This is a genomic window from Emcibacter nanhaiensis (assembly GCF_006385175.1).
Taxonomy (GTDB): domain Bacteria; phylum Pseudomonadota; class Alphaproteobacteria; order Sphingomonadales; family Emcibacteraceae; genus Emcibacter; species Emcibacter nanhaiensis.
Genome location: NZ_VFIY01000018.1, coordinates 650,047 through 670,546, shown reverse-complemented (window position 1 = coordinate 670,546; position 20,500 = coordinate 650,047). Strand labels below are relative to the sequence as shown.

The following is a 20,500-nucleotide window of genomic DNA, read 5'->3' as shown; positions in this document are numbered from 1 at the left end:
TCTCATAGAACAATCGGGAAAGGGTGTCATGTACACCCTTTCTCTTTTTCAGGACACTTTGATATTTAAAAACCCTCGAACCAGGGATGATCATATGAAACTCACGCTTCCCCCCGGGGTCAGCCCGGCGAATTTCGACGCCGCACTGAAAAAGTTTGAAGCCGTTGTCGGCAAGGAGTGGGTGCTGGCGACGGACCAGGATCGGGACGTTTACTCTGATATTTATGCGCCCGGCTCTGAAGAGGAATGGCCGCCATCCGCCGCTGTGGCCCCTGCGTCGACCGAGGAAATCCAGGCGATTGTGAAAATCGCCAACGAAAATAAGACGCCGTTGTGGCCGGTGTCGCGCGGCAAAAACCTGGGCTATGGTACCGCCGCGCCCCGCATGCCGGGCACGGTGGTGATGGACCTGGGCCGGATGAATAAAATCCACGAAGTGGACCCGGAACTGGCCTATTGCGTGATAGAGCCCGGGGTCGGCTTCTTTGAACTATATGAACATATCCAGCGCCATAATATTCCCCTGTGGCTGTCGGTCCCCGGCAATGCCTGGGGTTCGGTGATCGGCAATGCCCTGGATCACGGCATCGGCTATACGCCCTACGGCACCAATGCGCGCAATATCTGCGGCATGGAAGTGGTGCTGCCGGACGGCGATCTGGTGCGCACCGGCATGGGGGCGATGGAGAACAACAAGGCGTCTCACCTGTTTCCTTTCAGTTACGGCCCCAGCTGGGATCAGATGTTCAGCCAGTCCAACCTGGGCATTGTCTCCAAGATGGGCCTGTGGCTGATGCCGGCGCCGGAGACGTCGCTGCAAATCACTGTGGATATTCCCAAGGAAGAGGATATCAGCTGGGTCATTGATACGCTGGCGCCGCTCAAGATCAACGGCCTGATCGACCAGTCGATTTTTATCCCGAGCTGGCTCGGCAAGATGGTGCTGCTGGGACGGCGCGAGGATTTCTGGGACAAGCCGGGGGCTATTCCCGAATGGCGGGTCCAGGAACTGCTCAAGGAACATAACCTGGGCTACTGGCAGGTGAGCCTGCGCTTCTATGGCGACCGTGATGTTGTCCAGGCCCGGGCCAACGCGGTGAAAAAGGCCTTCGACGGCAAGCTTACAAATCCCTGGGTTGATGAATGGTGGGAACAGGGCCAGCCGGTCAACGCCATGGATATCACTATGGGTGTGCCCTCGGCCGTGGCCCTGCAGATGGGTGACTGGGTTGGCGGGCGCGGTGCCCACATGGGCTTCTCGCCGGTGGTGCCGGCCCATTCCAAACATGTAATGCATCAACTGAAGCGCTCGCGCAAAATCATCGCCGAGCATGACGTGGATTTTTATGCCAGCTTTACCCTGCATGGCCGTTTCGCCAATAATGTGAACATGCTGATGTATGACCGGGACGACGAGGCCCAGGTCAAAAATATCCGCAGCCTGTTCAACGCTCTGATCAAGGATGCCCGTGAGTCCGGTTACGGCGAATATCGCACTCACCTCGGCTGGATGGATGCGGTGGCGGATACCTTTGATTTCAATAACCACGCCCAGCGGCGGTTGACGGAAAAGGTCAAGGATGCGCTCGATCCCAATGGCATCCTCGCCCCGGGCAAGCAGGGGATCTGGCCGTCCGCCTACCGGGGGCAGGCAGACAAGGAGTTCCGGTCATGAAAAGGATAGCCATACTCTTCCTGTCCGGGTTGGTGCTGGCGGGCTGTAATGATAGCGATAACGCGCCTGAGAAAACGGCGGCGGACATTCCGATCAATTCACCGGGCGCCATGGTGCCGCAGTATCAGATGCGGGCGGCATTGCCGGACGGCGACCGCACCACATCGACGGCGGACGGGGAGGTTCTGTTCTCCAACCGCTGCGGCGCCTGTCACCTGCCGGGTGGGATGGGCACCAATCTGTTGACCAAACAGCGGGTCGAGGCCGGCTATCCGCCGGAGAGCGGCCTGCTCGCCAATCGTACTGACCTGACGGCACAATATGTGATAGAAGTAGTACGTCACGGTAAGGTCGCCATGCCGCCGCAAACCCGGGTCGATGTCACCGATGCGGAACTGGCACAGATCGCCGCCTATTTGGAGGGAGCTAAAGAATGAACATCACAAGACGAAACCTGATGGCAGGGGCCGGCATGGCCGGCATGGCCGTAGCCTTGGGGCCTGCCGCCCGCAGTTTGGCCGGTACGGCCGGGGAAAAGGCCCGGCTCGCGGTCTATGACAGCCGGCTGCCCAAGTCCCGCCAGTTTGCCCGGGAAATGACCGCCCAGGGCCTAAAGACTCTGGATATCGCCGGTGAAGATGCCGTCCTGTGGCGGACGGTGCGCCGGCTGGCCCGGTCCTCCGGCGACGTGATCGGCCTGACCCGCTGGTCAGACCTGGTGCTGGTGCGCGGTTTCCTGGAGGAAGGCGGTCGCCGCATGAGCCGCCGGGCCGCGCCGCAGCAGCTCAGAACCGGAAATATTTCCACCTTCCTGTGGCGTATGGACTCGGCCCGGGCTTCGGCCTGATCAGTTGCCCCTGAATTAAGATCCTTTGAAGTTGGGCGGGCGTTTTTCGAAAAAGGCCCGCATCCCTTCCTGGCCGTCGTCGCTCTCGGCGGCGGCGGACATCAGCATGGACTCCACTTCCAGCTGGCGGTCGAGGTCGGTTTGCAGGGACTGCCGCAGCATATTTTTCACCACGCCGAAGGATCCGGTCGGCCCGTTGGCCAGCTGTTTGGCCCATTCCATGGCATGATCGACAACTTCCCCGTCCGGGGCGATCCGGTTGATGATTCCCCAGTCCAGCGCCTCCTGAGAGGACAGCATGCGGTTGTCCAGCGCCAGCTCCATCGCCCGGCGCAGGCCGACGATGCGCGGCAGGTACCAGCTTGACGAGCCGTCCATCACCAGGCCAACTTTGGTGTAGGCCAGCACGAAGCGGGAACTTTCCTCACAAATAGCAAGATCGGCGGCACAGGCCAGCGCCATGCCGGCGCCGGCGGCAGTGCCGTTGACGGCGGCAATCACCGGCGCATTCATGACGCTCATGCGGGCGACGGCGGCATGCAGGTAGCTGGTCAGTTCCCTGAGAAAGACCTTGGTGTTTTCGCCCTGGGCCAGCATGGTTTCCAGGTCGCCGCCGGCGCAAAACAGTTTGCCGGCGCCGGTCAGGACCACCGCCCGGATCTCCGGGTTTTCGCACTCCCGGGTAAACAGGTCCATCAGTTCCTTGGCCAGCGGCAGGCTGATGCTGTTGGCGTCATTGGGGCGGTTGAGGGTCACTTTCAGGATGTTATCCTTAAGCTCCACATCAAGGGTTTTATAGTCCATATCCTGTCCGATTCCTTTTTTGGCTTTGGTTAGCCCGGCGTTGATACAGTGCGCCGGGCGGCGCTCCCTTTCTAGGGGATAATACAGCCGGAGCGGGTTGGCAAGTCCCACAAGATGGGAAAAGCGGATAGACTTCAATAGCTGACATGCTACCTTAATGACAAAGGAATAAAAAAATGGAGGTAAACATGACCGGGGACCAGGACCTTCAGGCGACGATCAACCAAACCAGAAGTCAGCAACTGGGCGATCTGTTACGGCGCAGCGCCCGGCGCCTGCCGGACAAAACGGCGCTGGTTTACGGCGATCAGCGGGACACATTTGCGGAACTGGATGAGCTGGTGAACCGCACCGCCAATGCTCTCCGGGAAAAGGGCATCGGCAAGGGCGAGCGGGTGGCGCTGCTGTCCCATAACAACCGGTCCTTTGTGATTCTCCGCTTTGCCCTGGCCCGGCTTGGCGCGGTGATGACGCCGATCAACTACATGCTCCATGCCACCGAAGTGGCCTATATCCTGTCCGACGCCGGGGTGAGCGCCATGATCGCGGAGGACGCGCTGGTGGAGCTGTCCGGGAAGGCCATTGCGGAGGCCGGCCTGGCGTTAAAATTCACCGCCTTCATTCCCCATACCGGGACAGACGTGCCACCGGGCTGGGAGAATGTGGAGAGCTGGTTTGACCATCCCGACACTGACGCCCGCTATGTGGAGATTGATGACGATGACCCGGTGCAGCTGATGTACACCAGCGGCACGGAGTCCCGGCCTAAGGGGGTGTTGCTGACCGCCCGGGCGCTCTATGCCCAGTATGTGAGCTGCATTGTCGACGGCAATATGACGGCCGGGGACGTGGATCTGCATTCGCTGCCGCTCTATCACTGCGCCCAGCTCGATTGTTTCCTGTCGCCGGATCTCTACCTTGGGGCGACCAGCATCCTGCTGCCGGGGCCGGACCCGGAACAAATTCTCGCGACCATCGAACGGGAAAAAGTAACCAAGCTGTTCTGCCCGCCGACCATCTGGATCGCCCTGCTGCGCCACCCCAAATTTGATCAGGTGGACCTCTCCAGCCTCTGCAAGGGTTACTACGGCGCGTCCATTATGCCGACTGCCATTATCGAGGAGCTGAGCGAACGGCTGCCCGATCTGGCGCTGTATAATTTTTACGGCCAGACCGAGCTTGCCCCGGTGGCGACCATTCTCGGGCCCGGGGACCAGCTCCGCAAGCTGGGCTCCGCCGGCCGGCCGGCCCTCAATGTGGAAACCCGGGTGGTGGATGATGGCGATAATCCTGTGCCGCCAGGGGAAGTGGGCGAGATTGTCCATCGCAGCCCCCAGGCGACCCTCGGCTATTACAATAACCCGGAAAAAACCGCCGAAGCTTTCCGCGGTGGCTGGTTCCACAGCGGTGACCTTGGACGCATGGATGAAGACGGCTATCTCTATGTGGTCGACCGCAAGAAGGACATGATCAAGACCGGCGGGGAAAATGTCGCCAGCCGCGAGGTGGAGGAGGTGATCTTCACCCATCCGGCGGTGGCCGAGGTGGCGGTGTTCGGGGTGCCCCATCCGACCTGGATTGAGGCGGTGACGGCGGCCGTGGTCTGCAAGCCGGATGCGAATGTCCAGATTGATGAGCTCCTGGCCTATTGCCGGGAACGGCTCGCCGGCTATAAATGCCCGAAATATATCGTGGCGCTCGAGGCGCTGCCCAAGAACGCCAGCGGCAAGATTTTGAAGCGTGACCTGCGCCTTTCCTATGAGGCGATTGCCGGGGACGGCTAGATCCCCGACGGATAGGTTTCGTCCAGTTCGCCCTTATGCCGGTGCATGACGGTGGGCAGCGGCTCCACCGCTTCGGTTTCGTCATAATGGATCATGAAATCGAACTGTTCCGGCAGGCAGCTGTCGAAATAATGGCTTTGCCGTTCCGTCTGCGGCCGGTAGATCACGCCGATCGCCCGCTGCAGCCGGGGCGTCATCAGCCCATCCACCACCTCACCGTCTTCCCGCAGGTTGAGCAGGAACTTCTTGTGATTCACATGATGGAACAGTTCCTCGTAGCTGCCGGCAATCGGCGGACGGACGATTTGGGTTTCCGGGTCCTCATCCCAGTTATTAGCCGCTGTTACGGTGCCGTAACAGGTGGAAAAACCCACCAAAAGGGCGTCGCGGCCATAATGTTCCCGGGCCAGCTGGCCGATGTTGAACTCGCCGAGGCGCCCCATCTCGGTGGCCGCCGCATTGCCCACATGGGAATTATGGGCCCAGACCACGATTTTGGCCCGGCGGCCCAGCTGTTCTTCCAGATAGTCGGACAGGCTGTTCAGGGTCTCGAACATATGCTTGTCGCGCAGGTTCCAGCTGTTCTGGCGTCCGCGGTACAGGGCGCGGTAATATTCCTCAGCGCTTTTGACCAGTTCCGCATTTCGCAAAGCGCTGAAATAATGTTCCTCGTTGGGGACACCGTTCCGCGCCAGATAGGAAATGGATTTTTCCCGGAGCTTCATCAGTTGCGCGACAATGTCATCTTCGCAGGAAGCTGCCAGACCTCTGTCCATGGCGCGCCCATATGAGTGGGGATCATCCATGAAATGATAGAGACAGCCATAGCGCAGCCGCGCCTTGCGCGCTTCTTCCGGGTCGATCTGGTCCAGATAGTCGATCACCGCATGGATGGAGGTATTCATGCTGTAGAGGTCAAGGCCATAGAAGCCGACCGGCCTGGTGCGCCGGGCCTGGTCAGGATTGGAGGAGATATAACGCAGGTTATAGTCATGCAGCCAGTGCACAAAATGCTCTACTTCATGGTTGCGCCACATCCAGGTGGGAAACCGTTCAAAGTCGCCGAGCGCCTCATTGGCAGACTCATCCCCATTCATCTGGGTGACGTAACGATTGATGCGATAGGCGTCCGGCCAGTCGGCTTCGACGATCACCGCATCGAAGGATTTTTCCGAGATCAGCCGTTCAGTGATTTCCGCCCGCGCGCGGTAGAATTCCCGCGTCCCGTGCGATGCTTCGCCGATCAGGACAAAGTGCCTGTCACTGGCGGCGTCGATGATTTCGTCATAATCCTGCAAATCGCCGCCAAGGGGGCGGGCGTATTTTTCAAGGGCCCCGATGAGGGCCTGGTCCGGGGTTGGAATAGACATGCTGCACCTCATTTACCGAATTGAGCCGCCAGTATACTCTATTTTTCCGATTTTTTCACATGACGTGAATCAAGTTATTGCCGATCCCGGGTCAAATAATCTCCTTGTCATGGAGGTCGCCAAGCTTTGTCTCACCGAGTCCCAGCAGGTCAGCCAGCACCTCGTCGGTATTTTCCCCCAGCAGCGGCGGCGCCTTGTCATAGCTGACCGGCGAGTCGGACAGGCGCAGCGGGCTGGCCACCCCGGGCACGGTGCCATGTTTGCCGTGGGGCAGGTCCTTGCGCAATCCGCGGGCAATGACCTGGGGATCCTGGAATACATCCTCCAGAGTGTTGATCGGCCCGCAGGGGATGGAGCTACTCTCCAGCAGTTCATACAGTTCGCCGCTGGGGCGCTCACGGGTCATCTCCTCCAGCATCGGGATCAGGGCGTCGCGGTTCTCAACCCGGTCACCATTGGTGCGGAACCGGGGATCGTCGGCCATTTCCGGCCGACCCAGCACCGTGACCAGTTTGCGGAACTGGTTGTCATTGCCGACGGCAATGATCATATGGCCGGTCCTGGTAGGGAAGCTCTGGTACGGCACCACGGTGGCGTGGCCGTTGCCCAGCCGTTTCGGGGCCGTGCCGCTGACCAGATAGCTGAGCGCCTGGTTGGCCATGTTGAAGACCTGGGCGTCGAGCAGGGAAATGTCGATATGCTGGCCTTTGCTGGTTCGGCCGCGCTGGTGCAGGGCGCCGAGGATGGCGACCGCGGCATAGAGTCCGGCGCCAAGGTCGGCAACCGCGACCCCGGCCTTCTGCGGGCCGCCGCCGGGCAGGTCGTCCCGCTCGCCGGTCACGCTCATCATGCCGGCCATGGCCTGGATCATGAAATCATAGCCGGCCCGGGGTGCATAGGGACCATCCTGGCCAAAGCCGGTGATGGAGCAATAGACCAGTTTCGGATTGATCTCTTTCAGGCTAGGGTAATCGAGGCCGTATTTCTTCAGGCCGCCGACCTTGTAATTTTCCACCAGCACATCGGCCTTTTCGGCAAGGCGGCGGATAATGTCCTGGCCTTCCGGGGTGGACATGTCGACGGTGATCGAGTCTTTGCCCCGGTTGGCGCAGAGATAATAGGCGGCATCGTCTCGCTCGCCCGTTTCAGGGTCAGTCAGGAACGGTGGTCCCCAGCCACGGGTGTCGTCCCCCGCGCCGGGTTTTTCCACCTTGATGACCCGGGCGCCGAGATCGGCCAGGGTCTGGGTCGCCCAAGGCCCGGCCAGCACCCGGCTCAGGTCGAGAACAATAATGTCATCCAGTGCACGCATGAAGCTTATATCCCTCTTTTTTTGATTAGCCGTGCCGGGCAGTAAAGGAGTTATTTTTCTTTCTCTTTTGCCTTGGCGGCCCGTTCGGCCCGCATTTTCGCCACTTCCGGTCCGGTCTGGCAGATACTGCAATAGGCCAGCTCCTGCGCATGGCTGGCGGCGAGGTCGCTGCCATCGGCGTCGCGCATCAGCCGCTTGGTCAGTTCCACGGAATGGCGGTTGCCCTTGGCGAATCCGGCGGCCATTTTGATGGCGGTATCGATAGCGCTGCCGGCCGGCACCAGTTTGCTGACCAGGCCCAGGTCAGAGGCTTCGTTTGCGTCCACCACCCGCTCGGATAGAATAATTTCCGACGCCTGGTAGGCGCCGAGCTTGCGGCGCAGGAACCAGACACAACCGCCGTCCGGCACCAGGCCCAGGCTCAGGAACGGCGCGCAATATCTTGCCTCGTCCGAAGAAATGATCAGGTCGCCGGCCAGCGCCAGGCTCCAGCCGATGCCGTAGGCGCCGCCTTCCACCGCAGCGATGACCGGAACCGGCAGGTCATGCAGCCGACGGATGATTTTCTGGCCGAGTTCCAGCCGCGCCGCCGGGGCCAAAGCGCCGTCGCCCAGGGCCGGGGTGCTTTTCAGGTCACCGCCGGCGCTGAAAAAGCCGCCGGCGCCGGTCAGGATCACGGCCCGGGGCGGGGTGGCTCCTTCTGCCTTCCGTACCGCCGCGTCCAGTTCTTCCCAGACTTGCAGGTTCAGGGCGTTGCGGGAGCGGGGCCGGTTGAGGGTGATCAACAGGATGTCGTTGTCTTTCTCCTCCACAAGGACAGTGGGCTCTTCGCTGGTCTGGGTCTCGGTCATTGCTGGAACTCCCATAAATCTTTCGGCCATAAATCTTCCGGAATATTCTGTGGTGATACCACCAGACGGGGCGCAGGACAAAATATTTGTATCCTTTGTAACTAAACTCCTGCTTCCCTGCCGCCGGGAACAGTCTCTAACCTTTTGATGTTTCTGTAAATGTAGATATTTCCCGTTGACGGACCAACTTGCGGCAAAGCATAATGCATGCAATATGGCTGATCGCTGCCGGAGGGCGGCGCTGCACCGGAAAATATAACAGAAATAAAAGGTTACCAAGAGGTCAGGACATCACCGTGAGTTTGTGTTTCGACAATAATCTATACATTTCGGATTCGAAATGAAGACGACGCCACGTTCCCCCCAACAGGTTCAGGCTCTGCAGGAAATCCGCAGAATGATTCTGCGGGGCGAATTCGCCGTCGGCCAGCGCGTGTCCGAGCTGGCGGTGGTGGAAAAACTCGACATCTCCCGCACGCCGGTGCGTCTGGCCCTGACGATTCTCGAACATGAAGGGTTCCTGCGTACCCTGCCGCGGGGTGGCTTCACGGTACGCCAGTTCACCATTCAGGACGTGCATGACGCCATCGAGATCAGGGGTGCGCTGGAAGGTCTGGCCGCCCGCCGTGTTGCCGAAAAGCGATTGTCTAAAGAGGAACTGGAGCCCCTGCGCAAGGTCACGAAAACGATGGATGAAATTATCCGGATGGATGACCGCGCCCTGCTGGTGGAGGAATACAAGGAAATGAACGGCGAGTTTCACGACTTACTCCTGAAACTTGCCGACAGCGCCATGCTGAACCGTTCGCTTGGCCATGTGTCCAGCCTGCCGTTCTCCGGTCCCAATGCCTTCGCGTTTACCGGTGGCGATTCCCGTGAGCACATCGAACTGCTGCGGTTCGGCCAGTATCAGCATGCCAACCTGCTTGAGGCGATTGAAAAAGGGCAGGGACAGCGGGCGGAAGCCCTGGCCCGCGAGCATGCCCAGCTGGCGCTGAAGATATTCTCCCGCGCCCTGAGCCGGATGGACCTTCTGGAACGGATTCCGGGGGCTTCGCTGCTGGACCTGGAAGTGGCCAGCAGAGAAGAAAAGTAGAATCAGGATGCTTTTTTGAGCTGCCGCTCGGCGGATTCGATGGTGTTGACCAGTAGCATGGTGACCGTCATCGGGCCGACCCCGCCCGGCACCGGCGTGATATAGGAGGCTTTTTTCGACACGCCCTCAAAATCCACATCGCCGCGCCAGCTGCCATCCGGCAACCGGTTGATACCCACATCAATCACCACTGCGCCGGTCTTGACCATCTGGGGCAGGATCAGGTTGGGCACGCCGGCGGCGACAACCAGGATATCAGCCAGAATGGTGAACTGGGCCAGATCCCGGGTCTTGGCGTGGCACACGGCGACGGTGGCGTCATGGGCCATCAGCATCAGGGCCATGGGCTTGCCGACGATGTTGCTGGCGCCGACCACAACCACATTCTGGCCCTCGACCGGGATATTCTCGCTTTCCAGCATCTTCATCACGCCGTAGGGGGTGCAGGGGGAAAAGACCATCTTGCCGACCACCAAGCCGCCCACATTATAGAGATGGAAGCCGTCGACATCCTTGTCTACGGAGATGGTTTCCAGCACCCGCTCCATATCGATATGTTTGGGCAGGGGAAGCTGGACCAGGATGCCGTGGACTTCCGGGTCGTTGTTCAGTTTCTCGATCAGGGCCACCAGTTCGTCGGTGGTGATGTCCATGTCATGATGATGACTGAAGGACTTGATGCCGACACTTTCACAGGCCTTGATCTTGTTGCTTACATAAAGTGACGAGGCCGGGTCGCTTCCGACTAGAATCACCGCCAGGCCGGGGGTGATCCCGGCCGCTTTGAGTTTCTCAACACGTTTGGCGCAGTCGTCGCGAATGGTCGCGGCGACCTTTTTGCCGTCAATAATTTTAGCCAATTTACTACTCCCGGGGGCCGCCGCCGGCGGCCCCGATATCTGTGTGCTGGGTGGTCGGATCAGTCGCGGAAAACGACGGTCTTGCTGCCGTTGGTCAGGACCCGGTCTTCCAGGTGATAATGAACGGCGCGGGCCAGGACCCGGCGCTCGATATCACGGCCCTTGCGGACCAGGTCATCCGGTGTGTCCCGATGGCTGACCGCCTCAACATCCTGCACAATGATCGGGCCTTCATCCAGATCCTTGGTCACATAGTGCGCGGTGGCGCCGATCATTTTCACCCCGCGGTCATAGGCCTGGTGATAGGGCTTGGCACCCTTGAAGCCGGGCAGGAACGAATGGTGGATATTGATGCAGCGCCCGGACAGGAAGGCGGAGAAGTCGTCGGACAGGATCTGCATATACCGGGCCAGAACCACCAGTTCGGCGCCGGTATCCTCGATCACTTGTTTGATCTGGGCTTCCTGCTGCGGCTTGGTGTCCTTGGTGATCGGGAAATGATAATAGGGGATGTCGCCCAGCAGGGTCAGGTTGAGGACCTCTTTCGGGTGATTGGATACAATTCCGACCACATCCATGTTCAATTCACCGATTCGATTGCGGTAGAGCAGGTCGCCCAGGCAGTGGTCGAATTTGGAAACCAGAAGCAGGACTTTCCGCTTTTCGGCGGTGTTGTGGATCTGCCAGGTCATGCCGAATTCTTCCGCCAGCGGCGCGAAGGCGGCTTTCAGGGCGTCGGCTTTGCCGCTGTTGCCGGCAAGGTCATAAACGATTCGCATGAAGAACCGGCCGGTATCCCCATCACGAAATTGCTGTGCGTCCAGTACGTTGGCGCCTTTTTCAAAAAGCAGGCCGGACACCTTGGCCACCAGTCCGGGCTGGTCAACACATGAAAGGGTCAGAATATAGGTATTCTCCATGGCTTTGTTCTCCTGTACGAGCCGATCCTATAAGGCAGTTATATATTATTGCGACGCATATTGGGGTTTTTATCTCAACTTTGCAATATTGCATGCAAAAAATACCAAATACCCGCCTAAACTTGCTGCAATACCTGTATCAAAAATAAAACTTGCATGCAATATGAAATGAGTGTAAGACTCAAATTAGTCAGGAAATCGAGGAAATTTCCTCCCCCCATTATCATTTCAATATAGGAGATAGGCTGTCATGGCTGCTAAGAACCTTCAAGACGTGCTCAATGCAGCGGGTAACACCGTTGAGATGCTGCGTAACTCCCAAATCGGTGCCTATGTATATCCGGTTGTACCGACCGAATTTTCCAACTGGCGTGACGAACAGCGGGCCTGGCGTGAGACCGCCGTGCTGTTTGACCAGTCCCACCACATGGTTGACCTGTTTGTAAACGGCAAGGACGCCTTCAAACTTCTGTCCAACCTGACCATCAACAGCTTTGCCAACTTCAAGGTCGGCACGGCCAAGCAGATGGTGCCCTGTTCCCACAGCGGTCATGTGATTGGTGACGGCATTCTGTTCCGCATGGCGGAAGATGAGTTCGTGTTCGTCGGCCGTAACCCGACAGCAAACTGGATCCAATTTCATGCCGAAACCGGCGGTTACGATGTGGAAGTCATTTATGACAACCGTTCACCGTCCCAGCCGATGGGTAAGCCGGTGGTGCGTAAACATTACCGCTTCCAGATCCAGGGCCCGAACGCCAAGGACGTGATTGAAAAACTGAACGGCGGTCCGGTTCCGGAAATCAAATTCTTCAACTTCGACTATATCACCATCGCCGGCAAGAAAGTTCACGCCCTGCGTCATGGCATGGCCGGTGCGCCGGGTCTGGAAATCTGGGGTCCCTATGAAGACTACCAGCTGATCCGCAACACCATCCTGGAAGCCGGCAAAGAGTTCGGCATCGTGGCTGTTGGCTCCCGTACTTACGCCACCAACACCCTGGAATCCGGCTGGATCCCGTCTCCGCTGCCCGCCGTTTACTCTGACGAGCGCGAGAAAGCCTACCGCGAGTGGCTGCCGGCTGACAGCTATGAAGCCATGGGCTCCATCGGCGGTTCCTTCGTCTCCGACAATATCGAAGACTATTATGTGACTCCTTATGCCCTGGGCTATGGTCCGTTCATCAAGTTCGACCATGACTTTATCGGCCGCGAAGCTCTGGAAGCCATGGACAAAGGCGCACAGCGCAAGAAAGTAACCCTGGCCTGGAATGGTGAAGACATGGCGAACCTGTTTGCCTCTTACTTCACCGGCGAGGAAAACGGCAAGTTCTTCGACCTGCCGCTGGCCAACTATGCCTCTTCCAACTATGACGCCATCATGGCCAACGGTCATCACGTCGGCTTCTCCATGTTCACCGGCTACAGTGCCAACGAGCGCACTGCGCTGTCCCTGGCTACTGTGGATCCGGACATCGAGATCGGCAACGAAGTGACTGTGGTCTGGGGCGAGCCCAACGGCGGTACCAACAAGACAACTGTCGAGAAGCATAAGCAGGTGGAAATCCGCGCCATCGTCAGCCCGACACCTTACTCTGCGGTTGCCCGTGAAGCGTATGCGGACAGCTGGCGGACCAAAGGCTAAGGCCTGCTCAGCTTAAGGCTTTTCAATCCTGCGGCAGCCGCGCCACCAGGCGCGGTCCTGCCACACTCTTATCCAGCTATAAGTAAATGAAATGGCGGTGACGACAATGACGACACAAGAGACTGCACTCAGTAAATTTTTGACAGGCTATACCGCCGAAGTGACTTCCGGTGACAGCAAATCCATCAAAGCCGCCGGCGAAAAAATGGCGCCGGGATCCGAGGTTTTCGTGGCTTCCCTGCCGAAAAACACACTGGACGACCTGGTGGGAGCGATCACCAAGCTCAGTGAATCCGGGCTCAACGCCGTGCCGCATATCGTTGCCCGCAATATCGAGAATTACGAGACCCTGGACAACCTGCTCGGCCGCCTGGTGCGCGAAGCCGGTGTCGACCGGGCCCTGGTGCTGGGTGGCGACCGGGACGAGGCCGTGGGCGACTACAGCTCCAGCCTGGAACTGATCGAAACCGGCCTGTTCGAGAAACACGGCATCAGGAAAATCTATATCGGCAGCTATCCTGAAGGCCATGCCCGTATCCCCGACGATATCCTGGAACAGGCCATCAAGGACAAGCTGGCGGCGGCCGAAAAAGCCGGCCTGGAAGTGGAATTGGTGACCCAGTTCTGTTTTGACGCCCAGCCGTTTATCGACATGACCAGACGGTTCCGCGCCCAGGGCATTACCACCCCACTGCGGGTTGGTGTCGCCGGTCCGGCCAAGACCCTGACTCTGATTAAATATGCCATGGCCTGCGGTGTCGGGCCGTCTCTGCGCGCTCTCAAGGAGCGGGAGAATATGGCCAAGAGCATGCTGTCCGGGGAAACCCCCGAAGCCCTGCTCAATGAGCTGGCCCAGGCCAATGCAGACGATCCGAGCCTTGGCCTGAGCGGGGTGCATTTCTTTACCTTTGGTTCGCTGATCAAATCAGCGGATTTTGCCGGCCAACATATGGCCGGTTAATTCTCCTGAAAGATACCGACTACCTATAGCAGGCTGTCCCTTCCCGTAAGGCAGTCTGCTCTTTTTTTGTCCCGAGCGGGGCGGCCATGGTGGATTACTCTATTGTTGAGGGGGGGGGCTGGTCCCGGTGCCGTCGGATGTTGGCCTCGATCCGCTGCAGGAACTCGAGCAGCATGTCCTGCTCGTCCTCGGTGAACTCATCGAGGATCATGTCCTGCCGGGAAAAGGCGCTGGGGTAGATTTCCCGGTATTTGGCGAGCCCCTCGTCGGTCAGAAAGACATGGACGAAGCGGTGGTCGTCCTGCTTCAGCCGCCGGGTCACCAGCCCTTCCTCGACCATGGTGTCCACCACCCGGCTCAGGGACGACTGCTCGATCATGGTGAAATCGCCGAGCTCGCTCATGGTGCGGCCGTCCTGCTTGTTGAGGGCGGCGAGGACCCGCCAGCGCGACACATTGATGTTCAGGGGACGCAGGTCTTTCTGCAGTTCCTTGTTCAGGCGGTTGGTGATGCGGTACATGACATAGGGCACGAAGGTGTCCAGAAACATTTCGGTATTTTCCGGCGCCTCGTCGAGCCTGTCTTCACCCCTGTTCATATCATCCCCCTCCTCGTTGATAAGATACTTGTGTGCCTGTTAACTATATCTAGCCTATTCCGGGAATCGGAGCAAACATAACCGACGGGCAGATATCGGGCGCTGAAAAAAAATGAAACATAAATATGGGGGGAGGGAGGAATGGCGCGCTCGGGAAGATTCGAACTCCCGACCCCTAGATTCGTAGTCTAGTGCTCTATCCAGCTGAGCTACGAGCGCGCAGTGATCCTCGGATCAATACAGGAATCTTTCCTGTGGCGCGGAAACTACTCATAACCGGCTGCAATTGCAAGCCCCCTTTGCAGTTTTATGTCATTTTTTTTCAACCGGCCGCGGAACTGTGACTTGTTCTCGCCATTCTCCTGCCGTACACTCGCGCCGGTTAACCGTGGTCCGTTATCAGGAATAAAATATGCCGGGGGATGTTAGTGTCCGCTAAGTCTTTTAAAACCAGTAATGTTTTGTCACTCTCCGTCCTTCTGGGCGCCCTGGGACTTGCGGCCTGTTCCGGCAAGGGGGATACGGACTGGCCGGAAATGAAGGCCGACGAAACCTGGCAATATATGCAGCAGCTGCGGGACAAGCCGGTGACGCCCGATGAGGGGGCAGAGAGCACCCGGGAGGAGGCCGCGAGTCTGCCGCCGGCCGGCGACACCACTCCCCTGAGCGCGGAGCAGGTCCAGGCCCAGCTGATCGTCATGGAAGGCCGTTTCGAGGGCCTGGAATCGGAAATTTCCGAATTTACCCGTGAGCTGGGCCAGGCACTCAAGAAAACCCGGGAGAGCGAAGACGAGATCCGGCGCGCCGAATTGTGGCGCGGCAGCCAGATGACCCTGTCGCGTCTCGCGGACCGGCAAGTCAGTCTCGGCATTCTGGTGGAAGACGCCTTCAGCCTGCAGAACCGGTTGCCGGAAATGAGCGGGCTTGAGGAGAGGTTGCAGGTGCTGCAGCAGCGCGCCCGGAGCCTGTCCGCCCGCACCAGGGAACTGATCGGCACGGCCGAAGAACAACTGGCCGACCTGAAACAATAAAGAAAACCAATATCGGGGATCAAAAATGAAAAGACTGTTCGTCGCTTTGCTTCTTATCTGCCTGCCGTTTGCCGCCGGTGCCGAAAGTGGTCCCAAGACCGATACCGGGCGCAAGCATATGGTGGTGGCGGCCAATCCCCATGCGGCGGCGGCCGGGATGGAGATGCTCAAAGCGGGCGGCAGCGCCGTGGATGCGGCCATTGCGGCGGAGCTGGTGCTGACCCTGGTGGAGCCGCAGTCCTCGGGCATCGGCGGCGGCGGCTTCATGATGTATTATGACCCGGAAGAGGGCCCCGGGGAAGGAAAAGGCGGCCGGGTCTATGCCTTTGACGGGCGCGAGACCGCGCCGGCGGCAGATGACTTTAATCTTTTCGCCGATGTGGAACGCTCCTATCAGGGGTTTCTCGATGCGGTGCTGGGCGGACGCTCGACCGGTACGCCGAGCATGCTGGCGCTGATGGACATGGCCCACAAAAAGGCCGGCAAGCTGCCGTGGAAGAAGTTGTTCGAACCGGCGATCCGACTGGCGGACAAGGGTTTCCGGGTCTCGCCGCGGCTGCATTACCTGATCGACCAGGACCCGCTGCTGAAAAAATTCGAAGCGAGCCGCAATTATTTCTATGACAAGGACGGCAAGGCCCGGCCCACCGGCTACCTGCTGAAGAACCCGGAACTGGCCGCTACCCTGCGGCTGCTGGCGGACAGGGGAGCGGACGCCTTCTATCACGGCCCGCTGGCGGAAAAGATCGTTAAGGCGGTGCAGACCGCCAAACATAACCCCGGCCAGCTGACGCTGGAGGATATGGCGGCCTACCGGCCGAAAATCCGCGAAGCGGTGTGCCGGCCCTACCGGGCCTACAAAGTGTGCGGCATGCCGCCGCCGTCCTCCGGCGGGGCCACGGTGCTGGCGATCCTCGGTATCCTGCAGAATTTTGATATGGGGGACATGACGCCCAATTCACCGGAGGCCATGCATCTGCTGCTGGAGGCGGAGAAACTGTCCTATGCCGACCGGGATCTCTATATGGCCGACCCGGATTTTGTCTTTGTCCCTACCGAAGGCCTGACCGATCCCGATTACCTGCGCAACCGCGCCCGCGACATCAGCCCGGACAAAACCGTGGGAACGGCCACGGCCGGTCGTCCGCCGATGCCGGTGCAGGTGGCGTACGGGGAGGGCATGACCCCGGAACTGCCGTCCACCAGCCATTTTTCCATTGTCGACCAGTGGGGCCATGCCGTCAGCATGACAGCGACGGTGGAGAATGTGTTCGGCAACCGCATGATGGTCGGCGGCTTTATCCTCAACAACCAGCTCACCGACTTTTCCTTCATCCCCTTCACCAGGGACGGCCTGCCGGTGGCCAACCGGGTCGAGGGCGGCAAACGGCCGAGGAGCAGCATGTCACCGACCCTGGTGTTTGACGACCAGGACCGGCTGGTGATGGCGATCGGCTCGCCCGGCGGCAACAGCATCATCGGCTATGTGACCCAGACCATCGTCAATGTGCTCGACTGGGGCATGTCCCTGCAGCAGGCGGTGAGCCAGCCCCATGTGCTGACCCGCAACGGGCCGGTCTACCTGGAACGGACCACGGCGGCGGAACAGCTCGCCCCGGCGCTACGCGCCAAAGGCCACGAGATATCCATCCGCACCACCAACAGCGGCCTGCACGGCTTTATCGTCCATTATGATGAGCAAGGCGCCCTTTATGAAGGCGGCGCCGATCCCCGGCGCGAAGGGGTGACGCTGGCGGAGTAGCCTCTACTCCTTGAGCGCGCTGCCCCAATACATGAAGCTGGCCCAGCGGGGACCGGGGACATATTCGGCGGTCATGTCTTCGGGCTTGAAGCCGGCTTCCCTGATCAACTGGTTGATGTCGCGGTTGAGGTTGCAGCCGCCGCACATGGCCTTCCACATGGGGTTAAGCCGGTCCTGCCAGCGCAGCACCGCGTCGTCGGGCGCCTTGCCGTGCTCGGAAAAGAGAATGCGGCCGCCCGGCTTCAGCACCCGCTTCATGCCAGCCAGCGCCTTGGCGGTGTCGGGAATGGTGCACAGCGTATAGGTGATGACCACGGTATCGACGCTGTTGTCGTCGAGCGGGATTTCCTCGGCCTCGAGGCCCAGATATTCCATATCGAAGGGTATGCCCTCGGCCCGTTTACTGGCCAGCTTGCGCATGCCTTCGGACGGCTCCAGCGCCCACAGCTTTTCCACCTTGTCCGGCGTATAGTAGGGCAGGTTGTGGCCGGAGCCGAAACCGACCTCCAGAATCCGCCCCTCGGCATGGGGGACCACTTTTTCGCGCTGCTCGGCGATGTTGCTCATGCCGCAGGCCATATTGACGATGCGGGGCAGGATATGTCTCTCGTAAAAACTCATGGTTGCCTCCTGAACTGAACCCGTTCTGTTATTGTTAGTTACACTAACATATATATCGCATATTTTTGGGACGGGGAAAACAGGAAATTGGTGGGAGTTGGCGGTGAGCCGCACAGTAAGGATATCATGCTGGGAACAAAGTTTTACTGCCTTTGGAAACTAACCACTCGTCCAGTTTTTTCAGTCGTCCGGGAATAAAAATATAGATCATGGGCATAGTGAATATCAGCATGAAGGTGAAGAATGAGGCGCGTTGAAGACTGAGAAATTTCTCCTCAGCTTCGTCGAGCATCTTTGTTGCCAGAAATCTTGGGAAAAACGCCAGGACGATAATGGGAAGGGTTAGAATTTTCCAGATTTGATGCCAGATTTCCGGAGGCGAGTAAGTGGGTAGCAGATAGTCTGTTGTCGCCGCGACCCCAATTAAAACTAACACTGCCAGATTACTGACAAAAACGAACCGAACCATTTTCCTCGACGTCAAAGCAAAGTTTTTATGTAGATAGAGGATCAGGGCGAGGGGCCAGATTAACCAACCTCCTATGAATAAAAGGATAAAAGTAAAACTAGCTAGGAACTCTGGCAGGGTCTGAACATTTTCCGGTATATATTCGCTGCCGATAATCAAAATGAGCCACATGGCCACCATGACGGGGATAGGAGGGAGGAATAAAAGACCTTTCAAAAGATCCACAATCTTCTGTTTCATTTTGCTCCCCCAATTAAAATCCAGATAGAATTATACTCCTACCCCGCCGGCAGTTCAATGCGGAAGCAGGTGCCGTCGGGGCCGCTGTCGGTCAGGGTGATGCGGCCGCCGTGGGCTTCGATGATCTCGCGGGCGATGGCCAACCCCAGTCCGGCGCCGCCGTTGGAGCTGCCGTGGAACGGCTGGAACAGCTTCTCCTGGATCCGGGCCGGGATGCCCGGGCCGTTGTCGCAAAAGTCGATGACGATGGTGCTGTCTTCCGTCTGGCCGCTGACGGTGATCTCGCCCTTGTTGAGCCGGGCCTGCTCCAGCGCCTGCACTGCATTGCGGCCCAGATTGAGGAACACGCGGAACAGCTGGTCCGGGTCGGCGGAGAGTGTGAGCGCCGCCGGGAGGTGGTTGAGGATTTTGACCGGCCCGTCTTCCGGCAAACCCAGAGAGATGGCCACATCGTCAATGACCGGCCGGAGCGCCACCTGCTCGAGCCGGGGTTTCTCCAACTCCGCCCGGCCGTAGGCGAGGGTATTTTCACACAGCCGGATCGCCCGGTCGACGGCGCTGACAAAGCGGGGGGTGAGCTTCTGCACCGTCGGATCCTTGAGGGTCGAGAGATGATCGGAGACCAGCTGGGCGCTGGCGAGGATGTTCCTGAGGTCATGGTTGATCTTGCTCACGGCAATGCCGAGGTTGGCGAGATGGGTTTTCTGGTTCAGGGCCCGGCGCACCTCGTCCTGCATCATGGCCAGTTCCTTCATCACCACGCCGATCTCGTCCTGGCGGTCCTCGGGCGTGAACTGGCGGCGGGTATCCTCCGGCGCCTCGCGGAAGGAGATCATGCTGTCGGTGATCTTGCGCACCGGCCGCACCAGGAGGAGGGACAGGGTGACATAGACCAGCGCCGCGGTCATCAGCGAGATGATGATGGAGACCAGCAGCACATTGCGCGAATATTGGTACAGCGCATGGCACAGCAACTCTTCGTCAAAGATGATCTGCAGGAAGTCCATGCTTTCGTCACTGGTATAGCCGGTGACCTCGATCAGGCGCGAGTGGGGATGGGTGTGCCACATGGCCTCGAAAGCGTCATGCACCAGGGTCCACCAGTTAGTGTCGCGGATGTCGTAGCGGGCCTCGACGTTGAGCGGCTTGTCGGTGCCCAGCACCAGTTCCCGGTTGTCGTCCTTCTTGCGGACAATGGCCACCACCCCGGCCGAGTTCAAGAGCTCCCAGGACAGTTTCTCGCCGACCATATAGTCGGGCGCAGCCTCGATGGCGAGGATGGCGATCTGGGCGGCGCCGAGCCGTTCCTCGAGCCAGTTGAGGCGGAAGCCGGCGATGGACGGCACATAGATCAGCACCTCGGCCAGCATGACGAAGCCGATGGTCAGCAGCAGCAGCCTGTTGGACAGCCTGTTGCGCAGGGAAAGATATTTCAGAGTTTCGACCAACCGATCCTGCCCCCGCTCTAGGTTTCTGGTAACGCGTCTTTGGGCCGGAGAATAAAGGCCCCCGGCGTGGGAAATACAATAAAGTTGTTTCACGACTTTGTGAAGCCCGCTGGAAGAGCCGCGGGACCGCGCGGCCGGGCAGTTCCGGGCCTGTCAAAAAGAGTCCATAATTTTTGCCTTGTTCTGTGGACTTGGGCGTTGACTTG

General features: G+C 59.1%; 19 protein-coding genes and 1 tRNA gene. 9 read left to right on the top strand and 11 right to left on the bottom strand.

Annotated elements, in window-relative coordinates; genetic code table 11:
- Positions 1-94: 94 nt before the first annotated feature.
- From FIV46_RS17345 to FIV46_RS17335, 3 genes are read left to right on the top strand one after another with little or no spacing between them, the layout of a single operon-like run.
- Positions 95-1,675 carry an FAD-binding oxidoreductase gene (locus FIV46_RS17345; protein ID WP_139942179.1) on the top strand — a complete coding sequence of 527 codons (1,581 nt, stop codon included), beginning with the start codon at positions 95-97 and terminating at the stop codon, positions 1,673-1,675.
- Positions 1,672-2,112, top strand: coding sequence for a c-type cytochrome (locus tag FIV46_RS17340; protein WP_139942178.1), 441 nt, complete (start codon positions 1,672-1,674; stop codon positions 2,110-2,112). Before FIV46_RS17345 ends, FIV46_RS17340 begins: the two co-directional genes overlap by 4 nt.
- Positions 2,109-2,522: a hypothetical protein gene (locus FIV46_RS17335; RefSeq protein ID WP_139942177.1), complete on the top strand. Its 414-nt coding sequence runs from the start codon at positions 2,109-2,111 to the stop codon at positions 2,520-2,522. The genes FIV46_RS17340 and FIV46_RS17335 overlap by 4 nt, the downstream gene beginning before the upstream one ends.
- Positions 2,523-2,537: 15 nt before the next feature.
- Here FIV46_RS17335 and FIV46_RS17330 read toward each other — a convergent pair whose 3' ends face one another.
- Positions 2,538-3,326: an enoyl-CoA hydratase/isomerase family protein gene (locus FIV46_RS17330; protein WP_139942176.1), complete on the bottom strand. Its 789-nt coding sequence runs from the start codon at positions 3,324-3,326 to the stop codon at positions 2,538-2,540.
- A 188-nt stretch (positions 3,327-3,514) separates the two neighbouring features.
- Here FIV46_RS17330 and FIV46_RS17325 point away from each other — a divergent pair, with 188 nt between their 5' ends.
- Entirely contained in the window at positions 3,515-5,110 is a 1,596-nt protein-coding gene (locus tag FIV46_RS17325) for an acyl-CoA synthetase (protein WP_139942175.1), read from the top strand.
- Here the strand turns inward: FIV46_RS17325 and FIV46_RS17320 are convergent.
- The 3 genes from FIV46_RS17320 to FIV46_RS17310 all read right to left on the bottom strand — a co-directional run bounded on the left by FIV46_RS17320 (position 5,107) and on the right by FIV46_RS17310 (position 8,643).
- On the bottom strand, positions 5,107-6,480 hold the full coding sequence (locus tag FIV46_RS17320; protein ID WP_139942174.1) for an erythromycin esterase family protein: 1,374 nt from the start codon (positions 6,478-6,480) through the stop codon (positions 5,107-5,109). The genes FIV46_RS17325 and FIV46_RS17320 overlap by 4 nt on opposite strands.
- A gap of 91 nt (positions 6,481-6,571) precedes the next feature.
- Entirely contained in the window at positions 6,572-7,792 is a 1,221-nt protein-coding gene (locus FIV46_RS17315; protein ID WP_139942173.1) for a CaiB/BaiF CoA transferase family protein, read from the bottom strand.
- A 50-nt stretch (positions 7,793-7,842) separates the two neighbouring features.
- Positions 7,843-8,643, bottom strand: a complete 801-nt coding sequence (locus FIV46_RS17310) for an enoyl-CoA hydratase/isomerase family protein (RefSeq protein WP_139942172.1) — start codon at positions 8,641-8,643, stop codon at positions 7,843-7,845.
- 340 nt (positions 8,644-8,983) lie between these two features.
- On the opposite strand from FIV46_RS17310, the gene FIV46_RS17305 reads away from it, so the two are divergent.
- Positions 8,984-9,739 (top strand): GntR family transcriptional regulator, encoded by a 756-nt coding sequence (locus FIV46_RS17305; protein ID WP_139942171.1) that lies wholly within the window; start codon positions 8,984-8,986, stop codon positions 9,737-9,739.
- A 2-nt stretch (positions 9,740-9,741) separates the two neighbouring features.
- Here FIV46_RS17305 and folD read toward each other — a convergent pair whose 3' ends face one another.
- Positions 9,742-10,599: a bifunctional methylenetetrahydrofolate dehydrogenase/methenyltetrahydrofolate cyclohydrolase FolD gene (gene folD, locus FIV46_RS17300; RefSeq protein ID WP_219846181.1), complete on the bottom strand. Its 858-nt coding sequence runs from the start codon at positions 10,597-10,599 to the stop codon at positions 9,742-9,744.
- A gap of 59 nt (positions 10,600-10,658) precedes the next feature.
- Positions 10,659-11,519: a formyltetrahydrofolate deformylase gene (gene purU / locus FIV46_RS17295; protein WP_139942169.1), complete on the bottom strand. Its 861-nt coding sequence runs from the start codon at positions 11,517-11,519 to the stop codon at positions 10,659-10,661.
- 250 nt (positions 11,520-11,769) lie between these two features.
- Here purU and ligM point away from each other — a divergent pair, with 250 nt between their 5' ends.
- Together ligM and FIV46_RS17285 are read left to right on the top strand one after the other, a co-directional pair.
- Complete coding sequence (ligM, locus tag FIV46_RS17290; protein ID WP_139942168.1) at positions 11,770-13,164, top strand: vanillate/3-O-methylgallate O-demethylase; 1,395 nt, start codon at positions 11,770-11,772, stop codon at positions 13,162-13,164.
- A gap of 106 nt (positions 13,165-13,270) precedes the next feature.
- Positions 13,271-14,125 carry a methylenetetrahydrofolate reductase gene (locus tag FIV46_RS17285; protein WP_219846180.1) on the top strand — a complete coding sequence of 285 codons (855 nt, stop codon included), beginning with the start codon at positions 13,271-13,273 and terminating at the stop codon, positions 14,123-14,125.
- A gap of 94 nt (positions 14,126-14,219) precedes the next feature.
- Here the strand turns inward: FIV46_RS17285 and FIV46_RS17280 are convergent, their stop codons facing one another.
- The gene (locus tag FIV46_RS17280; RefSeq protein WP_139942166.1) at positions 14,220-14,723 is read right to left on the bottom strand and encodes a MarR family winged helix-turn-helix transcriptional regulator; all 504 of its coding nucleotides are present in this window, start codon (positions 14,721-14,723) and stop codon (positions 14,220-14,222) included.
- Between the two features lie 142 nt (positions 14,724-14,865).
- Positions 14,866-14,942: transfer RNA gene (locus FIV46_RS17275), tRNA-Arg, on the bottom strand.
- A gap of 209 nt (positions 14,943-15,151) precedes the next feature.
- Here FIV46_RS17275 and FIV46_RS17270 point away from each other — a divergent pair.
- Both FIV46_RS17270 and ggt read left to right on the top strand, forming a co-directional pair.
- Positions 15,152-15,754 carry a hypothetical protein gene (locus FIV46_RS17270; protein ID WP_139942165.1) on the top strand — a complete coding sequence of 201 codons (603 nt, stop codon included), beginning with the start codon at positions 15,152-15,154 and terminating at the stop codon, positions 15,752-15,754.
- A 25-nt stretch (positions 15,755-15,779) separates the two neighbouring features.
- Positions 15,780-17,516, top strand: coding sequence for a gamma-glutamyltransferase (gene ggt / locus FIV46_RS17265; RefSeq protein ID WP_139942164.1), 1,737 nt, complete (start codon positions 15,780-15,782; stop codon positions 17,514-17,516).
- Between the two features lie 3 nt (positions 17,517-17,519).
- Here the strand turns inward: ggt and FIV46_RS17260 are convergent, their stop codons facing one another.
- The 3 genes from FIV46_RS17260 to FIV46_RS17250 all read right to left on the bottom strand — a co-directional run bounded on the left by FIV46_RS17260 (position 17,520) and on the right by FIV46_RS17250 (position 20,294).
- Complete coding sequence (locus FIV46_RS17260) at positions 17,520-18,137, bottom strand: class I SAM-dependent methyltransferase (protein ID WP_139942163.1); 618 nt, start codon at positions 18,135-18,137, stop codon at positions 17,520-17,522.
- Positions 18,138-18,261: 124 nt separating this feature from the next.
- A complete protein-coding gene (locus FIV46_RS17255) occupies positions 18,262-18,846 on the bottom strand; it encodes a hypothetical protein (protein WP_139942162.1) in 585 nt (194 codons plus the stop codon).
- Between the two features lie 38 nt (positions 18,847-18,884).
- Positions 18,885-20,294, bottom strand: coding sequence for a sensor histidine kinase (locus FIV46_RS17250; RefSeq protein ID WP_139942161.1), 1,410 nt, complete (start codon positions 20,292-20,294; stop codon positions 18,885-18,887).
- Positions 20,295-20,500: the final 206 nt, after the last annotated feature.

Excerpts from the sequence above, each read along its gene's own strand:
- FIV46_RS17330 (WP_139942176.1), bottom strand. The coding sequence starts at position 3,326 with ATGGACTATAAAACCCTTGATGTGGAGCTTAAGGATAACATCCTGAAA.
- FIV46_RS17335 (WP_139942177.1), top strand. The coding sequence starts at position 2,109 with ATGAACATCACAAGACGAAACCTGATGGCAGGGGCCGGCATGGCCGGC.
- FIV46_RS17320 (WP_139942174.1), bottom strand. The coding sequence starts at position 6,480 with ATGTCTATTCCAACCCCGGACCAGGCCCTCATCGGGGCCCTTGAAAAA.
- FIV46_RS17285 (WP_219846180.1), top strand. The coding sequence starts at position 13,271 with ATGACGACACAAGAGACTGCACTCAGTAAATTTTTGACAGGCTATACC.
- ligM (WP_139942168.1), top strand. The coding sequence starts at position 11,770 with ATGGCTGCTAAGAACCTTCAAGACGTGCTCAATGCAGCGGGTAACACC.
- FIV46_RS17310 (WP_139942172.1), bottom strand. The coding sequence starts at position 8,643 with ATGACCGAGACCCAGACCAGCGAAGAGCCCACTGTCCTTGTGGAGGAG.
- purU (WP_139942169.1), bottom strand. The coding sequence starts at position 11,519 with ATGGAGAATACCTATATTCTGACCCTTTCATGTGTTGACCAGCCCGGA.
- FIV46_RS17315 (WP_139942173.1), bottom strand. The coding sequence starts at position 7,792 with ATGCGTGCACTGGATGACATTATTGTTCTCGACCTGAGCCGGGTGCTG.
- FIV46_RS17280 (WP_139942166.1), bottom strand. The coding sequence starts at position 14,723 with ATGAACAGGGGTGAAGACAGGCTCGACGAGGCGCCGGAAAATACCGAA.
- ggt (WP_139942164.1), top strand. The coding sequence starts at position 15,780 with ATGAAAAGACTGTTCGTCGCTTTGCTTCTTATCTGCCTGCCGTTTGCC.
- FIV46_RS17345 (WP_139942179.1), top strand. The coding sequence starts at position 95 with ATGAAACTCACGCTTCCCCCCGGGGTCAGCCCGGCGAATTTCGACGCC.
- FIV46_RS17305 (WP_139942171.1), top strand. The coding sequence starts at position 8,984 with ATGAAGACGACGCCACGTTCCCCCCAACAGGTTCAGGCTCTGCAGGAA.
- FIV46_RS17340 (WP_139942178.1), top strand. The coding sequence starts at position 1,672 with ATGAAAAGGATAGCCATACTCTTCCTGTCCGGGTTGGTGCTGGCGGGC.
- FIV46_RS17325 (WP_139942175.1), top strand. The coding sequence starts at position 3,515 with ATGACCGGGGACCAGGACCTTCAGGCGACGATCAACCAAACCAGAAGT.
- FIV46_RS17255 (WP_139942162.1), bottom strand. The coding sequence starts at position 18,846 with ATGAAACAGAAGATTGTGGATCTTTTGAAAGGTCTTTTATTCCTCCCT.
- FIV46_RS17260 (WP_139942163.1), bottom strand. The coding sequence starts at position 18,137 with ATGAGTTTTTACGAGAGACATATCCTGCCCCGCATCGTCAATATGGCC.